The organism is Cohnella lupini, assembly GCF_003386205.1.
GTDB classification, from domain to species: domain Bacteria; phylum Bacillota; class Bacilli; order Paenibacillales; family Paenibacillaceae; genus Cohnella; species Cohnella lupini.
The window spans coordinates 106562-123036 of record NZ_QRDY01000015.1; the positions used below are offsets into that span (position 1 = coordinate 106562).

Here is a 16475-nt window from a genome sequence, read left to right on the forward strand (position 1 = left end):
TGGGGTGCCTCGCTTGGCATAACCGGGTTATTGTATCTCAAATTATGGTTGCCGTTGACGGGTTTGGGCATTCCTTGCCCGCTTCGCGAGCTTACCGGATTCTATTGTCCGGTATAGCCCTTGCGGTTTTTCACTTCACGTAGTGTCCGATGAATAGAGAGATTTCCCGGTCGTAACCTGCCGGGTCGGTCGTCCTGGCAAGGCCGTGACCCGCGCCGGGTACGATGTACAGACTCTTGTCCGCAGAAGCGCTCGCGTACAGCTCGCGCACCATGCGCGTCGGCACGAAGATGTCGGCATCTCCGTGAATGAAGAGCGTCGGCGTCTTGGATTTCTTGACTTGGGCAAGAGCGGAAGCCTCTCCGAAGAAGTAGCCTGCCAATAGCTTAGTCACCAGGCTAGTCGCCGGGATCATCGGGAACCAAGGCATGCGGTACATTCGTTTCAATTGATAAGAGAGCTGCTCCTTGACCGAGGTATATCCGCAATCCTCCACGATCGCCTTGACGTTCGGCGGAAGCGGCTCGCCGCCGGTCATCATGACCGTAGCCCCGCCCATGGAAATGCCATGCAGGACGATTTGCGCCTTTTTGCCCGAATGCTTGAGGACTTCGCCGATCCAATCGACGATGTCCTTGCGCTCGGGCCAACCGAAACCGATATATTTCCCTTCGCTTCGCCCGTGTCCGCGGGCATCGGGAATCAGAACGTTAAAGCCTAGAGTATCTTTGAACAGCCGGGCGAATTCGCCCATCTGGTCGGCTTGTCCGGAATAACCGTGCGCGAGTATCGCGGTTTTGTCCGTCGGCCGATTCGCCGCCAAGTAGTAGGCTTCCAGCCTGAGGCCGTCGTCGGACGTCAGGCTCCAATCGACGAAAGCCTGCCGATTCCACCATTCCTTGTTGAATGTAAAGGGGCTCTCGCCGTTTTTTTCGGCGCTTGCGCCGAGCTCCGCCAGATCGGGATGGCGTCTTAAGAAGCTCTTATCGGCCCGCGCGACCGCGACGCGGTAGAAGTAGAAGCTGGATCCAGCGAGCGCAGCGGCAATGATGAGTAGTAAGATGAGAACCGTAATGAACATTTGCACCGCCAATAATCCTCCCTGCTCGAATCCCGTCATCTTAACCGTTTTCGGTATTATCCTACCTACCGTACGTTCCTTATGCATGCCTTGGCCGAATTACTGCGGTAACCCGCACCTTGCAAAGTGTGATTCGGATTTCTCGCTCTTAGGTAAAGTATTAATAACCCCCTTAACGAAAGGAGAGATCATGATGAAGGAAGACAAATTGGATTCAGGTCGGTCGGAAACGCGTAAGGAGGTACGGGAGTATTTCACCAATTACGAGCAGTGGATGCTCGCCGCGTTGGAGGATTCTCCGGATGTGGATGTAAAAGCAATGACGGAAGCCTATGCCGATTCCATCATGGAGGCTAACCCGCAGGGCGTGACCGTATATCGGAACGACGAAGCCTATGCGCGCCAGATTCCCGGAATGTTCGAGCATATGCGTAAAATCGGGACCCGGGCGATGAAGGTAGCCGCTATGGAAGAGTATCGGATTGACGAATACCATAGCGCGGTGAAAATCAATTGGGCTGCCGATTATCGCCGGCCTAAGGACGGCAAGGATATCTCGATCGAATTTGCCGAGACGTACTTGCTGCAGTTTGTGGACGGTCAAGCTCAGGTATTTGCTTACGTGGCCGGCGATCAACAGAAAGTACTGAAGGAAAATGGCCTCGCTGGGTGACATGGAGTCGAAAGACAGTCGGAACGCCGGACGGAAGCGAGCGCGCAAAAAGAAGGGAGGCATCGGCCATCCCTTCTTTTTTACGGTTTTCGGAAGTCTTAAGACGTTAAGTGCGATTATTGCCCTGACTCGATCCGCGCGAGCTCTTTATGAACGATAGGCGCTACTTTGGTGCCGAGCAGTTCGATGGCGCGCAGCACCTCGAGATGCGGCATCGTTCCGACGTTCACGTGGAGGAAGAAGCGGTTGATTCCCAAGTTTTTGCGCAGCAAGACGATCTTCTCCGCGACGTATTCGGGATCTCCGACGTATAAGGCTCCGCGGAGACTGCGCGCGGCATCGAACGCATCCCGGCTATAGGGCGGCCATCCCCGTTCGCGTCCAATGACGTTCATCTGGGCTTGCGTAGGAGGAAAGAAGAGGTCTGCTGCTTGCTCGGTCGTCTCTCCTACGAAGCCGTGCGAGTGCGTCGCGATCTGCAGGGTAGCGGGGTCGTGCCCGGCTCGGGCCGCGGCTTGCTTATAAAGATCGACCAGCGGAGCGAACCGCTCCGGCATGCCGCCGATAATGGCGAATGCGATCGGAAGGCCTAACGTTCCCGCGCGAACGGCCGATTCGGGATTGCCTCCGCTTGCGATCCATACCGGAAGCGGGTCTTGAACGGATCGCGGATAGACGCCGCGATTATCGATCGCGGGACGGTGGCCGCCGCGCCAGGTGACTTTCTCGGAAGCTCTGATCGCGAGAAGCAGCTCCAGATTCTCCTCGAACAACTCATCATAGTCATCCAGACTGTATCCGAAGAGCGGGAAGGATTCGATAAAGGAACCTCTTCCCGCCATAATCTCGGCGCGGCCGTTGGAGATGCCGTCCAAGGTAGAGAAGGATTGATATACGCGAACCGGATCGTCCGAGGATAAGACGGTAACGGCGCTCGTTAACCTAATTCGTTTGGTCAATCCCGCAGCGGCTGCCAATACGACGGCTGGCGCGGTTCCGGCATAGTCGGACCGATGGTGTTCCCCGATTCCGTATACGTCCAAGCCGGACTGGTCGGCCATTACGATCTCCTCGACCGCGTTGCGCAACCGTTCGGCGTGGCTGATCGTCTTTCCTGTCGACGGATCGGGCGTAGCCTCCAAGAAGGTACTGATTCCTATTTCCATTTTAGCGTAATCTGCCATTCTGAGATCCCTCCTTCATTGTTCTTTAGTTTACTATATAATTTATGGTTTCTCAACAAAAGTAAGTAATCTGTTAGCTATCAAATGACAAAATATCAATATTGTCCTTTGGATACAGTCTTCGACATGCTATGATGAAGGAAACGGAGGGGGAAACGACGCGTGAACAATGATTTGCCCTTAACGAGAGAAGCGATTCTTGACGCGGCGGAGCAGGTGCTGAGGCGGTTCGGGCCGGACAAGACTTCCGTCGTGGATATAGCCAAGGTGCTCCGGGTTAGCCACGGAACGGTGTATAGACATTTTGCAAGCAAAGCTTCCTTGCGGGAGGCCGTCACGGAGAGATGGTTGCATAAGAGTATTGCCGAACCGTTAGAGGCCATAGCGGGCAATGTGAATGGAAGCGCGGTCGAACGGTTGAAGCTGTGGCTGGAGGCGCTTATTCATGCTAAGCAATCCTTTTCCTTGCAGGACTCGGAGATGTTCGCGATGTACGCGGCAGTCACGCTGGATACGATCGAGATGATCGCGACGCATGTGGACTGCCTGATCGAACAGATCGCTCGAATTATCCGACAAGGGATGGATTCCGCGGAATTCAAGCCCGGGCAGCCGGAAGTTCTTGCCCGGTCTATATTCATAGCAACCTCGAGATTTCATCATCCGGCGCATGCTCGGGAATGGTTGGCGGAGACGATCGATGCCGACTTCGATGCGGTATGGAATTTGATCTTGCTAGGTATCGAGTGATTGTCGAGTATTACGAGTATGCCCGGAAACCCTTCTGACGACGAAGATGATCAAGCCGCCGTTTTCGTCGGGTTTGTTTTCATCGTGAACGCGTGTTATCGTAAGAATTAGCACGAAAATACTAGAGTTGGATGTTCGAATCTTACCGGAGGTGGATTTATGAAAGCGCTATTTATCGGAGGCACGGGAACGATTAGTTCCGCGATTACGAGGCAGTTGCTGGAACAAGGCTGCGAGCTGTACCTTCTGAACCGGGGCAACCGGAACGGGGCCTTGCCGGCCGGCGTTAAGATTATTCAAGCGGATATCAACGACGAAGCCCGGGTTGCGGAGCTAGTCGATCAACACCAGTTCGATGTCGTAGCCGATTTTATCGCATTCGAGCCCGCCCAATTGGAACGGGATTATCGCCTGTTCAACGGGAGAACCAAACAATTTATTTTCATCAGCTCCGCCTCGGCTTATCAAACGCCTCTGTCCGATTATAGAATTACGGAGGGCACGCCATTATCCAATCCTTATTGGGAATACTCCAGGAATAAAATCGCATGCGAGGACTACTTGATCAAGCAGTACCGGGAGAACGGTTTTCCGATTACAATCGTTCGGCCTAGCCATACATACGATGAGCGGTCCGTGCCGCTCGGCGTACATGGAAGGAAAGGGAGCTGGCAGGTTGTCAAGCGCATGCTGGAGAACAAACCCGTAATCATTCACGGAGACGGGACTTCCTTGTGGACGATGACGCACAATAGTGATTTTGCCAAAGGGTTCATCGGTCTTATGGGCAACATTCACGCAATCGGGGAGTCCGTGCACATCACTTCCGATGAGACCGTTACCTGGAATCAGATCTACGAATCGATCGCCGGCGCTCTTGGAGTTCCGTTGCAAGCGGTTCATGTTTCTTCGGAATTTCTGGCAGGCTGCAGCAAAGAGGATTACAGGGGAGGCTTGCTCGGGGATAAGGCGAATTCCGTCGTATTCGATAATTCGAAGCTGAAACGGCTCGTTCCCGAATTCGTAGCTACGACGCGCTTGGACCAAGGAATCAAGCAGACGATTCAGCACATTCTTGCCCATCCCGAGCTTCAACGGGAGGACGAGGAGTTCGATATTTGGTGCGATAAAGTGATCGGTGCTTTGAACGTTGCCTTGGCGACGGTTAACGAGTAAGCGGCGAACCACTAACTTTGAAAAAACGACGGAACGGGACATGACGTCCTGTTTCGTCGTTTTGCGTTCATGGATTACAGAGATTGAAAGTACTCTTGCAGGACGTCGACGATTAATTGGTGATCCTGATCCCCTGGAAGGCCGGATGCCGCGATCGTGCCTATGATGCCGGTATTCTTGAGAATTAGCGGGAAGGCGCCGCCTTCGGCGGCATAATCCTTAGGATCCAATGACGAAGATTCGATGGAGCCTCCGTTGGATTTGAACAGTACGTGCATGTAGTAGGAGCTGTGACCGAAATGATGAACGACGTTGCTCTTGCGCGCTATCCAGGAATCGTTGCCTTCGTTCGTTTCGTTCATTTTGCTGTGGTATAGCAACTCTCCGTTTCTCGTGATCGTGACGGCGACGAATTTGTTTTCCTCCGCCGCTTTTTCTATGAGTTTAGTGCCGATACGATAAGCCGTTTCGTTGGAGAATTCCGAAAATTGCAGGTCGGTCTCCTGCTGCAGCAAACGTTCTAGTTCTACTTGGTAATCGCTCATCGCGTATGCACATCCAATCGTGGGGATTTGTTCTAATACTATGCCTCGGCCCGCTCGCCGTCAAGAAATGGAGGCTCGACGCATCGCGTCTGCTCCCGATGGGGCGTTCTTTACTTTGGTCTAAAGTTGATTCAAACTGGAATAATATCGCAAAGGAGGTTCGATTATGTTAGCAACCGTACGGAAATCGGATGAAGGGTATATTGCCCGATTCGAGAGAACGCTCCGCCATTCCCCGGAAGAGGTATGGTCGTATCTCACGGACAACGACAAGCTGGACCGATGGTTCTCGGAGCTTTCGGTCGACGAGCTCCGCGAAGGCGGCTTCATTAAATTCGACATGCGGGACGGCACGTTCGAGAAGTTCGAGATTCTCGAGCTTAGCATGAATTCCGTACTGGAATACACCTGGGGCGAAGATCGCGTCAGATTCGAGATTCATAAGGAGCAAGAAGGCTGTCGCCTGATCCTGATCGAGAAGATTGCCCGTATCACGAGTCATACTCCCAAGGACCTTGCCGGTTGGCATGTGTGCTTAATGGTTATCGAGGCTCTGTTGGACGGCAAGGCGATCGATCGAGACGAGGAATGGCCGCTTTGGCACGAGAGGTATATACGTCTAATCGAGTCGGAAGCTTCGGTGTGATATAATCGGAGGATGAGAATTCAATCCGGACGAGGTGAACGGAAGGACGAGACGGCTCGTCCTTCCATCGAGATGACAACTACCGATACTCCAAGACAGGAGACGGAAGCTTCGACTAAAGTGTGCGCGCGGTGCATGGAAGCGAGGCCGCTGTCGGAGTTTCTTAGGAGAAGCGGAACGTCGGGGGGACGCAAGCGACGTCGCGGGACGTGCCGGGCATGCCGGCAGATCCCGGGCGAGCCTCGGTCGATCCGGCAAGAAGCGGTCGAACCCGAAGTTACCGTCTCCGGGATAACGGCAAAGCCGATGACGGGGATTAAGCCGAAGAGGCGGCGGCGTAAACGCGGAGCCGGGGCTAAGTTGCCAACTCCAAAGGTAACGGCGGCAACGAAGATGTTAGCGGCACCGAAGTCGACGGCCGCTCCGCAACCGACCAAGCGGATAACCATGGCGGAACCGGGCTTGCTGGACGCGTCCAGCCTGAGGCCGACGCGGCAAGGCTTCATTCGCATGAGAGGCAAGACGGACAACGGACGGCGCTGGTACCAAGAGGTCGATCCGGAGCTGGCGATTACTCTCGTGCGGGAACGCGCGGCCGTCGTCGTTAATCGGAATACGATCCGCCGAATCTATGCCAATAAGGAATTTCGCCTCTTCATTCTGAAGAGGGATCATTATATATGCCACTTCTGCGGGCAATACGGCGATACGATCGACCACATGCTGCCTCGCGCCAAGGGCGGCCATACGACGCCGGACAACTGCGTTTGCGCGTGTAACGAATGCAACCAGTCCAAAGCGGATCGCGATCTGGAAGAATTCATAGGCGCTCTTCAATAACAAGGAAAGGGTGAACGACGACATGACCTACGCTAGACCTCCCTGCTAATCGTTAAGGGATTACCGCCCGCGAGCGCCTCCTCCTTAGATTGAGCAAGTCTCGATCACAAGGAGAGGAGCCCTGCAATGGGTATAACGTCGAACGTATGGAAGCTGTTCGTTATCCGGTTTTTCTCTAGCTTGATACCCGCTTACGTTATCGAGCGGTTGTATTGGGAAGAAAGAGGCATGACCATTCAGATGGTCGTGTACGCGGAGATTATTTTTGCGATTACGATCGTAGTATTGGAAGTTCCCACGGGCATCATGGCCGATAAATGGGGAAGAAAGCCTATGTTGACCGTCTCCGCGATCATGGGCTGCTGCGAGTTTCTGATTCTGATATACGCGACGGAATTCTGGCACTTCGCTATCGTCGTATGGTTGGCGGCCATCGGAAATTCCGCGAGCAGCGGGGCGGAGGACGCTTTGCTCTACGAGTCCTTGTCTTCGCGAGGCAAGGAGAGCTCCTTCGAGAAGGTACTGGGGCGTCTGAACGCGCTAGATATCGTCTCCATTATGATTGCGGCCTTGTGCGGCAGCTTGCTGGCCAGCCGATACGGCTTCGAGTTTAATTATTGGATTTCCTTGGCGAGCGCGTCTATCGCCCTGTTCCTCACGCTAACGCTTGTCGAGCCCGTATCGGATCGCGGCCTGGACAATGGCCGGCCGATCCCGATTCTCGCGTACGTATCGGCTTCGCTACGATTCTTTCGGAATCATCCGGGCATACGAATCGTGGTTTTGTCGGGTATGGTGGCGGGGGCCGCGATTAATTTCATCGACGAGTTCTGGCAGACTTACCTGGATAGGCTCGGTATTCCGGTTATTTACTTCGGGATGTTCTCGGCGACTATTTTCCTGCTTAGATTACCCGGCAATCTGCTGGTGTCCTTCCTGTTGGGCTTATTCAGCTACAGAAGCCTGCTAACGGGTGCAATTGCCGTATTCGCCGCGTGTTTCTTGTATATTTCCCTGATAAAAGACTATAGCAGTCTGCTCGCGATCGGCATGATTTGTTTGTTCGCAGGTATGAACGAACCGCTGACCGCCGGGTATCTGCACCATCGAGCGGATTCGTCGATGAGGGCGACCATCGGCTCCTTTCAATCGCTCGGGGAGAACGCGGCGCTGACTCTTACGGGTATCGGCTTTGGATACTTCTCAGCGCGGTTGGACATTTTCGGAGGATTCGGGTTCATTGCGGCGGTGTGTTGCGGCTTCTTTATCTACTTCGCGTTCGCGTTGAATAAGGTCGATCGCACGAGCGAGGGAATCGCAAGCAAAGATGAACGATGAAAACGATGACCGATGGAACGAAAAAGCGGTTCATGAATCGGCGAGGTTACCGGCAGAGCGAACGGAACCGATGCAAAGGTTGCAATAGAAAACGGCAAAACAAAACGGCAAAACAAAACCACTGGACTCTCCGTCAGTGGTTTTTGCATGGAATGTTACTGAATTCGGCCGTCGCGAAGGGTCGTAATGGCTTTATCGATGCGACGCAGTCTGGTTTCGGCCGTCTTGGCTTCCTCGATCGAAAGCACGAATCGTCTTTTGTTGCTGTAAGACAGCCCGGCGAAGAAGCTTTCCGCCATGGAATCGCGTTCTAGAGCCTCCGAGAAATCGGCAGGTACGGCAAGCTCGCGAGGCTCGTTATCGAGTTCGACTTGAACGTCTACCTCTTCGCCTCCGGCTACGTTGGCATTCTTGCGAATTTCCGCGCTTACGGGAATCATGAACTTCCCGCCCATGGTGCCGATAGTCGTTCGATAAGCGTAGCCGCCGATCGTCACTTTGACCGCGGGCTTCTTACTCGAACCAAGGCCGGCAACGACTTCGTCCGGAACTTGAATGCCCGTGGCCGTTTTGCCGCTTTGCTGAATGATAGCTCGAAATTTCATAGGAAAACCTCCTCCGTTTCAATGTTTTATCCAAATATGTCCATATTCTTAAATATACTATTCAAAGATCGAAATTTCGATAGGAAACTAGAATCCGAAAGCTTATTGTCATTCCTTCCGTCCTCTTCTATGCTTTGTGTAAGAAACAAATTATGAATAGCCAGTCGACAGGCACCGTAAAAGGATGAGAGGGTGGGAGTCAATGGCAAGAGCATATTCGGGCAATAAAACAAGGGAAATTTCGTTTCCCTTGGGCGGAATCGGTACCGGAAGCATCGGATTGGCCGGAAACGGTCGGCTGATCGATTGGGAAATCTTCAATTCGCCCAATAAGCGGAGCTTTAACGGGTACAGCCATTTCGCCGTCAAGGCGGAAGCGGACGGAAATTTACTCGACGCGCGCGTACTGAACGGGGATTATCCGTCGCCGTATATGGGGCAACCGGTAAGGGGCGGCTCTCTGCACAGCGGTTATGGCTACGGTCCCGAGAACAACACGATGGCGGGCATGCCTCACTTTCGCGACCATTCGTTCGAAGGCGAATTCCCGCTTGCGGGCATGGCGTTCGTCGACGAGCATTTTCCCGGAACGGTGAAGCTGAAGGCTTTGAATCCCTTCATTCCCCTGAACGACGGGGATTCCAGCCTGCCGTGCGCGATGTTCGAGATCGAATTCGAGAACCCGCTTGGCCATGACGTCACGTACACCGCCGCTTTGACGACGTCTAATCCGAATGCGGGTAATCGCATCGTTAATCGTTATTCCGCGGCGGGGACAGGGTTACATATGCTGAAATTCGGCACGGATTCTTATGAGGATCAGGCGGATCCTTCGTTCGGCGATATTGCGATCGCGACGGACGCGGAGTACGCGAGTTACCAGGAATACTGGTATCGCGGAGGCTGGTGCGACAATCTGGAGATGTATTGGCGGGATTTCGCGAAGGCGGGCGAGCTCTCCAACCGTCGCTATTCACCGGAGCAGCCGCCGCATTCTAGGCACAAGGACAACGGCACTCTGGCCGCGAGATTGACGATCCCCTCCGGTGGCAAGGGCAAGCTTCGATTCGCGTTGGCTTGGCATTTTCCTAACGTGTATAATTCATGGAACCCCGAGCCCGAGGGTAGCCGAACCGTCTGGAAAAATTACTACGCGACGCAGTATTCGGACTCGGCTGCCGTAGCGTCTTACGCGCTGACCGAATGGGATCGGCTGTGCGGAGAGACGGAGAAATTTCGAGACGCGCTATTCTCTTCCACGTTGCCGGAGGAAGCGGTCGAGGCGATCTCGGCGAATCTATCGGTCCTGAAGTCGGCTACATGCCTAAGGCTGACGGACGGATCGTTCTACGCTTTCGAAGGCTGCATCGAGGACGCCGGTTCGTGCGAAGGCTCCTGCACGCACGTCTGGAATTACGCGTATGCGCTGCCGTTCTTGTTTCCTTCCTTGGAACGCTCCATGCGAGAGTTGGATTTTCGGTATAACCGCAGGGCGGACGGAGGAATGGCGTTCAGGCTCATGCTTCCGCCCGGTCGGGATCCGGAACTTTTTCGCGCTTGCGTGGACGGACAGATGGGCGGCGTAGTAAAGGCATACCGCGATTGGAAAATTTCCGGAAACGACGAGTGGCTGCGAAGCCATTGGGAGACGATTCGAAGCTCCTTGGAATTCGCGTGGAGCCCGGATAACCCGGACCGATGGGACGCAGATCGAGACGGCGTGATCAACGGGCGCCAGCATCATACGCTGGACATGGAGCTATTCGGTCCGAACGCTTGGTTGAACGGATTTTATCTGGCCGCTCTGAAGGCCGCGTCGGAGATGGCCGCTTATCTCGGCTATGAGGATTTATCAGCCGATTATAGCGAATTGTTCCGCAAGGGCAAGGCTTGGACCGATGAACACCTCTTCAACGGCCGTTATTACGGGCAGAAGATCGATCTTACCGATCGAGGTTGGCTGGAACGGTTCGACGAAGGCGGGTCGTTGTTCGGCGAGGACGCGATCGCGGCTTATTGGAACGAAGAAGCGGGCGAGATCAAGTATCAGATCGGCGAAGGTTGCGGCATCGACCAAGTCGTCGCGCAGTGGCATGCGAATCTGTGCGGATTGGGCGATATTTTCGATAGGGAGCAGACGAGAAGCGCTTTAGGGGAGCTTTATCGCAACAACTTCAAAGAGAACATGCGCGAAGAAGCGAATGCTTGGAGGTTGTTCTCGCTTAACGACGAAGGAGGACTAGTTATCTGTTCGTGGCCGGATGGCAGCGATCGCCCGGCAGTTCCGCTCACTTACGCGCCTGAGACGATGACGGGTTTCGAGTATCAAGCGGCCAGCCATATGATCCAGGAAGGCATGCTGGACGAGGGGCTTCGGATCGTGCGGGCCGTTCGCGACCGCTATGATGGCGAGAAGCGTAACCCGTGGAACGAGATGGAATGCGGCAGCAACTATGCGCGTGCTATGGCCAGCTATTCGCTGCTGCTTGCTTACGGCGGATTTTCGTTCGACATGACGAAGGGAGAGATCGGGTTTAATCCGGTCGTGCTTCCCGAAGGCGGGTTCCGGACGTTCTGGTCGATCGAAGGCGCTTGGGGAACGTTCGAGTTGTCGGACGAGGGCGGCACGTTGCAGGTGACTGCGGGCAGCATTACGCTGCACAAGCTGGGATTGCCGGACGGCTGGAGCGGACAGTCTATACAAGTTTCCGTCAGCGACGGACGCCGGCTTGAACTGGCTGGCGGCAAGGAAACCGGCGGTGGTCTGCGGTTCGCTTCGCCGCTGACGTTATCTAAGGATCAAGCTATCGAGTGGAAGCGTGGTCTTCCTATCTAATGACGCAAAGAAACCTATCCGGCTTGAGTCTGGATAGGTTTCTTTTTTACGGCGTGATGGTCCATCGTTGGTTGGTGCTCGATTTTTTTCAGTAGCCTCTCAACACTGACATAATGCTGTCAGTATTGGGTTGATACAATGAAATCAGATAAGGGCATTCAACGCGAAAGGATGAAATTAATGGCTATCAAAGGAAGTAAAACGGGATGGGTAATGGCAGGTTTGCTGCTCTCGATCCTGATGGCGTCCATGGATAATACGATCGTGGCGACGGCGATGGGTACGATCGTAGGAGAACTTGGAGGATTGGACAAATTCGTATGGGTAACGTCTGCGTATATGGTCGCGGAGATGGCGGGAATGCCGATCTTCGGCAAGCTGTCCGATATGTACGGACGCAAGCGGTTTTTCGTCTTCGGCATCCTCTTGTTCATGATCGGCTCGATCTTGTGCGGAACGGCTAGCTCCATCGTCGAGCTTAGCATCTATCGCGCGATTCAAGGAATCGGCGGCGGAGCGCTTATCCCCATCTCGTTCACGATTCTAATGGACGCGGTCTCTCCCGACAAAAGGGGCAAGCTCATGGGAATGTTCGGGGCCGTGTTCGGTCTGTCGAGTATTTTCGGTCCGTTGCTCGGGGCGTACATCGCGGAGTATTTGCACTGGGGCTGGATTTTCTACATCAACTTGCCTATCGGCGTGCTTGCTTTGTTCTTCGTCGCCAAGTTCTATAAGGAATCGCTTGCCCATGTCAAACAGCGCATAGATTGGTTGGGTGCGGTTACGTTGGTCGGGGCGGTCGTCTGCTTGATCTTCGCTTTAGAGTTGGGCGGCAAGATGTACGATTGGAACTCCGCGCAGATCGTCGGCTTGTTCGTAGGCTTCGCCTTGTTCGCGGTAATGTTCCTGATCGCGGAGCTTCGAGCGGAAGAGCCTATTATCTCGTTCAAGATGTTCAAGGATCGATTGTTCGCGACCAGCAATACGATTGCTCTGTTCAGCGGAGCGGGCTTCATCGTTGCGTCGGTCTACATTCCGATCTTCATACAAGGCGTGTTGGGCGGAAGCGCAACGAACTCGGGGTATGTATTGTTGCCAATGATGCTTGGAACCGTGGTGACGGCGACCTTGGGAGGAGTGTTCATGGCAAAAGTGTCCTACCGGACGATTATGATTTCCACTTTGGTGTTGCTTGCAGCCGGGTTGGGATTGTTGTCTACGATTACGCCTGATACCTCCCGGTTGGTGATTACCCTATACATGATTCTCGTCGGACTCGGAATCGGAGCTTCGTTCTCCGTGCTTACCAACGCCGCGATCCATTCACTGCCGATCAGGCAAAGAGGCTCGGCCACCGCGACGCTCAACTTCCTTCGTTCGCTCGGGATGATGCTCGGAATTACGATATTCGGCATCTTTCAGAGCCATTCCTTGACGTCGAAGCTGTCGGGTATCTTCGCCGGTTCGGGAGCGGAAGCCCTTCCGAGCGACGTTGATCTCAGCGACCCATACTTCCTGCTGTCGCCGGTCGCCCGTGCCTCGATTCCCGGGCAATCGCTGGATTCTCTATTGAACGGCCTATCCGCTTCCATATCGGAAGTGTTCGCTTGGGGGCTCATCCCCGCGGTGTTGGCCGTTATCGCCGCCTGTATGATGCGCCGCGAGAAGCATGACCCCAAGGCGGAGATGGATGCCATTGCGGCAGCTGCTCATTAAATTCGGGTACCACGGTAAAGGAAAACGAAAGAGCGCCTCTCGGGGCGCTCTTTCGTTTGACTAGTGCCAGTACCGACAATTAATTCCCGAAAAACTCCACGCGTTCCATAACATCCGCAATCGTATATCGTCGAAGGTAGTCGATCGTTCTAAGGTCGGCTTCCAGGAGAATTTTTTCCAGCTCTACATCCAATAGTTCGCCGGCTTCTCCGCAATTCACGTCGTCATCCTGCTCGGCGGAAACCGTACCGACGGCAGAGTAGATCTCGCCTAAAGTGATCTGATTCGCGGCCTTCCTTAAAGCATATCCGCCTTCCCGTCCGCCTTTCGACTCGACGATACCCGAGATCGATAACGATTGCATGACCCTACGCATGAAAGTGGCGTGCGAATTGACTTGATTCGCAATCATGGCGCTCGATAGAATGCTGCCGCTCTTGGCTAACCAGACGATCGCATGCACGGCGATTTTGAAACGAGGAGGTCCTATGTTAATTCCACGGCTTGCCGAACTCATGGATAATCACCCCTTGGGCTTAATGCAACTGTGTTCCGCACATTATAGACCAACGGATTTTGATGTTCAAGCCAGGTTTCAGGGAGATAGCGTTACGACATAGCTCTATGGTACCGAATGTGAAGCTTCAGCATTATATAGAGTGATGCCGTAACGTTATTTCCGTCGTTTTATCCCATTTTCCTATTCAGATTGGATAATAGAGTGATGCCGTAACGTTATGGGAGAGCTACAGCCCTATCTCCGAACAATAAGACTTTGGCATAACGCTAAGATTGTGATACCGCGCACAGAAATGTGACATAGCACCGACCGATCACATCACGCACCGATCACATCACGCACCTATTCTTACTTTTTCACGATAGGAATCCATACCTCGCAGCGGTAATCTTCGGAAGTCGTGTCGCCCGGAGGATAGGCTTCGATCTCCGGAGCGCCGGAGTGCTCGTATCCCGTCGCGGGAAACCACTCTTGGTAAATTCGGGCGAACACGCCTTGAATGGATCCGGGCAAAGCGCCCTCGCAAGGAAAGATCGCCCAAGTGGCGACGGGCACCGTACTAGCGGAGAAACCTTCCCCCAGCGCATCGAGCTTTGCCGAATCGGCCGCGCAGCCTATCATGTAGTTGAATGCTTCCATGTTCGGTTTGGTGTCCAGGATCACCGCGAGCAACCGATCGTCGTCGCCGATGGCGCTTAGCTTGGGGATCGTCCCGTCCGCATGGCTTTGCGCCCAAAACTTCGGAATTTCGCGCATGTGCTCATTGTCGACGCAGCTGACCGGGAACGACTTGCCGACAACCTCGAAAGCTTCTTTTTCCTCGATTCGATAGTCCATATCCTTCTCTCCCTTCAGCGATAGGTGGAAACTGATGCGGGGAAAGGCCTTCAGGCTCGCGCCCGACAATTTCGCCTCGGATGGGGCGATCCCGTGGATCTTGCGGAAAGCCTTAGAGAACGACTCGGGGGAATCGTAGCCGTATTTCAGCGCCACGTCCAACACCCTGGCATTCGACATCGCCAATTCCTGCGCGCTAACGTGAGCTTGCGCTTGCGCATATACTCGGCCACCGTCATTCCGGTCAACATCTGGAACATCCGTTGAAAATGAAACGGGGACGAATAAGCCGCTTTGGCGAGTTCTTCGATATCCAGACGTTCTTCCATTTTCCTCTCCATCAGATCCAGCGCTTCTTTCATCCGAGTGAACCCATCCAACCGCATCTCCGCCCTTCGTATACGATCGTATCATCTATCACCCGTGCCGACCTGTCATTGCGTGCTTATCTCGAACAGGTCGGGGGGAGGAATAAGTTGGATAAACTTGTCTTCTTTGTCCGGCATTTGTGCATAATATATGATAATATCAATATCAAATCTTAGATGAGGTGATCTCCCCTTGATAGGTCGTAGCGGCAACCCGACATTGAACGAAAAATCATTCGAAAGAACAGGGCATCATTCCGGACGCGATGTCATGACGATCGAAGGAACGGTTAACAAATCTTTCATTATGCTTGCCTTGCTCTTGGGGGGCGCGTTCGTGACCTGGTCGCAATTCTTCGACGAGCGTAACGTAATGCCCTATGCCATAGGCGGGGCGATAGGCGGATTCATCCTGGCGTTGATTATCAGCTTCAAGCCTAAGGCTGCTCCCTATTTGGTGCCGATATACGCGGTTCTCGAAGGCGTATTCCTCGGTGCGATCTCCGCGAATTACGAATCTCTATATCAGGGTATCACGATGCAGGCTACATTGCTTACGATAGGCGTGTTCATTGCGCTGTTGCTTGCCTACAAGACAAGGATAATCAAGGCGACGGAGAACTTCAAGCTAGGAGTAATCGCCGCGACTGGCGGCGTTATGCTTGTCTACCTGCTCAGTTTCATTCTTGGAATGTTCGGCGTCACGGTGCCCTATCTTCATGACAATAGCTTGATCGGCATCGGCATATCGCTCGTGATCGTTATCATCGCCGCGCTTAACCTCGTATTGGATTTTGATTTCATCGAGCGCGGTTCGCAGCAAGGCGCCCCGAAATATATGGAGTGGTACGGCGCTTTCGGATTGATGGTCACTTTGATCTGGTTGTACTTGGAGATGCTGCGCCTGCTTTCGAAGCTGGCGAGCAGGGATTAAATTTATCGCGTTTTTGGTGACTGCAAGTCAAAAAAGGACCCGGACGATCCCGGGTCCTTTTTTGTTACTTTTAGATAGTAAATTAATGGACTCTTTATACTCATCTGATAGCTTTTGGTGGGTGGCATCGATTTATAATACGATGTTTTTCAAGGTATTTTCGGAATAAGTTCAAGAATTGAGTTGGATAAAGATGTTTTTCATTACTATTGGTGTCCTTTTGTTCTATTCCTTACCTAAATACGACCTATAGTGATGTTCTGCATCCTACTTTGATTGCAAAAGTGGTAGCGTCAAGAAGTATGTGTAGTAGGATTATCCAGCGGGAAACTTAGTTAGTTTGTGGAGGGGGAATTCCCTCGGGCATAACGTTCAATGTACATCTTCTCAAACACGGTTTTAGTATCGGGGTCTGCAAATCCACGT

Annotated in this window: 14 protein-coding genes and 1 pseudogene; 9 read left to right on the forward strand and 6 right to left on the reverse strand. The window is 53.4% G+C overall.

Annotated elements, in window-relative coordinates; genetic code table 11:
* Window positions 1-130 precede the first annotated feature (130 nt).
* On the reverse strand, window positions 131-1081 hold the full coding sequence (locus DFP95_RS20835; RefSeq protein WP_115994639.1) for an alpha/beta hydrolase: 951 nt from the start codon (window positions 1079-1081) through the stop codon (window positions 131-133).
* A 190-nt stretch (window positions 1082-1271) separates the two neighbouring features.
* Between DFP95_RS20835 and DFP95_RS20840 the strand changes: the two genes are divergently transcribed.
* The gene (locus tag DFP95_RS20840; protein ID WP_147304198.1) at window positions 1272-1754 is read left to right on the forward strand and encodes a hypothetical protein; all 483 of its coding nucleotides are present in this window, start codon (window positions 1272-1274) and stop codon (window positions 1752-1754) included.
* A gap of 116 nt (window positions 1755-1870) precedes the next feature.
* Here the strand turns inward: DFP95_RS20840 and DFP95_RS20845 are convergent, their stop codons facing one another.
* Window positions 1871-2938 carry an LLM class flavin-dependent oxidoreductase gene (locus DFP95_RS20845; protein ID WP_245987800.1) on the reverse strand — a complete coding sequence of 356 codons (1068 nt, stop codon included), beginning with the start codon at window positions 2936-2938 and terminating at the stop codon, window positions 1871-1873.
* Between the two features lie 162 nt (window positions 2939-3100).
* On the opposite strand from DFP95_RS20845, the gene DFP95_RS20850 reads away from it, so the two are divergent.
* A complete protein-coding gene (locus tag DFP95_RS20850; protein ID WP_115994621.1) occupies window positions 3101-3688 on the forward strand; it encodes a TetR/AcrR family transcriptional regulator in 588 nt (195 codons plus the stop codon).
* A 159-nt stretch (window positions 3689-3847) separates the two neighbouring features.
* Window positions 3848-4864: an SDR family oxidoreductase gene (locus DFP95_RS20855; RefSeq protein WP_115994622.1), complete on the forward strand. Its 1017-nt coding sequence runs from the start codon at window positions 3848-3850 to the stop codon at window positions 4862-4864.
* 74 nt (window positions 4865-4938) lie between these two features.
* Here DFP95_RS20855 and DFP95_RS20860 read toward each other — a convergent pair whose 3' ends face one another.
* Complete coding sequence (locus tag DFP95_RS20860; RefSeq protein WP_115994623.1) at window positions 4939-5409, reverse strand: heme-degrading domain-containing protein; 471 nt, start codon at window positions 5407-5409, stop codon at window positions 4939-4941.
* Between the two features lie 166 nt (window positions 5410-5575).
* On the opposite strand from DFP95_RS20860, the gene DFP95_RS20865 reads away from it, so the two are divergent.
* The 3 genes from DFP95_RS20865 (at window position 5576) to DFP95_RS20875 (ending at window position 8233) form a co-directional block, all read left to right on the forward strand.
* On the forward strand, window positions 5576-6055 hold the full coding sequence (locus tag DFP95_RS20865; protein ID WP_115994624.1) for an SRPBCC family protein: 480 nt from the start codon (window positions 5576-5578) through the stop codon (window positions 6053-6055).
* A 12-nt stretch (window positions 6056-6067) separates the two neighbouring features.
* Window positions 6068-6895, forward strand: coding sequence for an HNH endonuclease (locus DFP95_RS29490; RefSeq protein WP_245987802.1), 828 nt, complete (start codon window positions 6068-6070; stop codon window positions 6893-6895).
* Window positions 6896-7021: 126 nt separating this feature from the next.
* Window positions 7022-8233, forward strand: a complete 1212-nt coding sequence (locus DFP95_RS20875) for an MFS transporter (protein WP_115994625.1) — start codon at window positions 7022-7024, stop codon at window positions 8231-8233.
* Between the two features lie 155 nt (window positions 8234-8388).
* On the opposite strand, the gene DFP95_RS20880 is transcribed toward DFP95_RS20875, so the two are convergent.
* Window positions 8389-8838, reverse strand: a complete 450-nt coding sequence (locus DFP95_RS20880; protein ID WP_115994626.1) for a YdeI/OmpD-associated family protein — start codon at window positions 8836-8838, stop codon at window positions 8389-8391.
* Between the two features lie 202 nt (window positions 8839-9040).
* Between DFP95_RS20880 and DFP95_RS20885 the strand changes: the two genes are divergently transcribed.
* Window positions 9041-11674, forward strand: coding sequence for a GH116 family glycosyl-hydrolase (locus tag DFP95_RS20885; RefSeq protein WP_115994627.1), 2634 nt, complete (start codon window positions 9041-9043; stop codon window positions 11672-11674).
* Window positions 11675-11854: 180 nt separating this feature from the next.
* A complete protein-coding gene (locus tag DFP95_RS20890; RefSeq protein ID WP_115994628.1) occupies window positions 11855-13390 on the forward strand; it encodes an MDR family MFS transporter in 1536 nt (511 codons plus the stop codon).
* A gap of 79 nt (window positions 13391-13469) precedes the next feature.
* On the opposite strand, the gene DFP95_RS20895 is transcribed toward DFP95_RS20890, so the two are convergent.
* Window positions 13470-13907: an RrF2 family transcriptional regulator gene (locus DFP95_RS20895; RefSeq protein ID WP_115994629.1), complete on the reverse strand. Its 438-nt coding sequence runs from the start codon at window positions 13905-13907 to the stop codon at window positions 13470-13472.
* A gap of 351 nt (window positions 13908-14258) precedes the next feature.
* Window positions 14259-15133 (reverse strand): annotated as a pseudogene (locus DFP95_RS20900) (AraC family transcriptional regulator).
* Window positions 15134-15308: 175 nt separating this feature from the next.
* On the opposite strand from DFP95_RS20900, the gene DFP95_RS20905 reads away from it, so the two are divergent.
* The gene (locus DFP95_RS20905; protein ID WP_115994630.1) at window positions 15309-16049 is read left to right on the forward strand and encodes a Bax inhibitor-1/YccA family protein; all 741 of its coding nucleotides are present in this window, start codon (window positions 15309-15311) and stop codon (window positions 16047-16049) included.
* Window positions 16050-16475 lie beyond the last annotated feature (426 nt).

Bases quoted from the DNA above. Each gene is read 5' to 3' on its own strand.
- DFP95_RS20835 (WP_115994639.1), bottom strand. From the start codon at position 1,081: ATGTTCATTACGGTTCTCATCTTACTACTCATCATTGCCGCTGCGCTC.
- DFP95_RS20840 (WP_147304198.1), top strand. From the start codon at position 1,272: ATGATGAAGGAAGACAAATTGGATTCAGGTCGGTCGGAAACGCGTAAG.
- DFP95_RS20845 (WP_245987800.1), bottom strand. From the start codon at position 2,938: ATGGCAGATTACGCTAAAATGGAAATAGGAATCAGTACCTTCTTGGAG.
- DFP95_RS20855 (WP_115994622.1), top strand. From the start codon at position 3,848: ATGAAAGCGCTATTTATCGGAGGCACGGGAACGATTAGTTCCGCGATT.
- DFP95_RS20860 (WP_115994623.1), bottom strand. From the start codon at position 5,409: ATGAGCGATTACCAAGTAGAACTAGAACGTTTGCTGCAGCAGGAGACC.
- DFP95_RS20865 (WP_115994624.1), top strand. From the start codon at position 5,576: ATGTTAGCAACCGTACGGAAATCGGATGAAGGGTATATTGCCCGATTC.
- DFP95_RS29490 (WP_245987802.1), top strand. From the start codon at position 6,068: ATGAGAATTCAATCCGGACGAGGTGAACGGAAGGACGAGACGGCTCGT.
- DFP95_RS20875 (WP_115994625.1), top strand. From the start codon at position 7,022: ATGGGTATAACGTCGAACGTATGGAAGCTGTTCGTTATCCGGTTTTTC.
- DFP95_RS20880 (WP_115994626.1), bottom strand. From the start codon at position 8,838: ATGAAATTTCGAGCTATCATTCAGCAAAGCGGCAAAACGGCCACGGGC.
- DFP95_RS20885 (WP_115994627.1), top strand. From the start codon at position 9,041: ATGGCAAGAGCATATTCGGGCAATAAAACAAGGGAAATTTCGTTTCCC.
- DFP95_RS20890 (WP_115994628.1), top strand. From the start codon at position 11,855: ATGGCTATCAAAGGAAGTAAAACGGGATGGGTAATGGCAGGTTTGCTG.
- DFP95_RS20895 (WP_115994629.1), bottom strand. From the start codon at position 13,907: ATGAGTTCGGCAAGCCGTGGAATTAACATAGGACCTCCTCGTTTCAAA.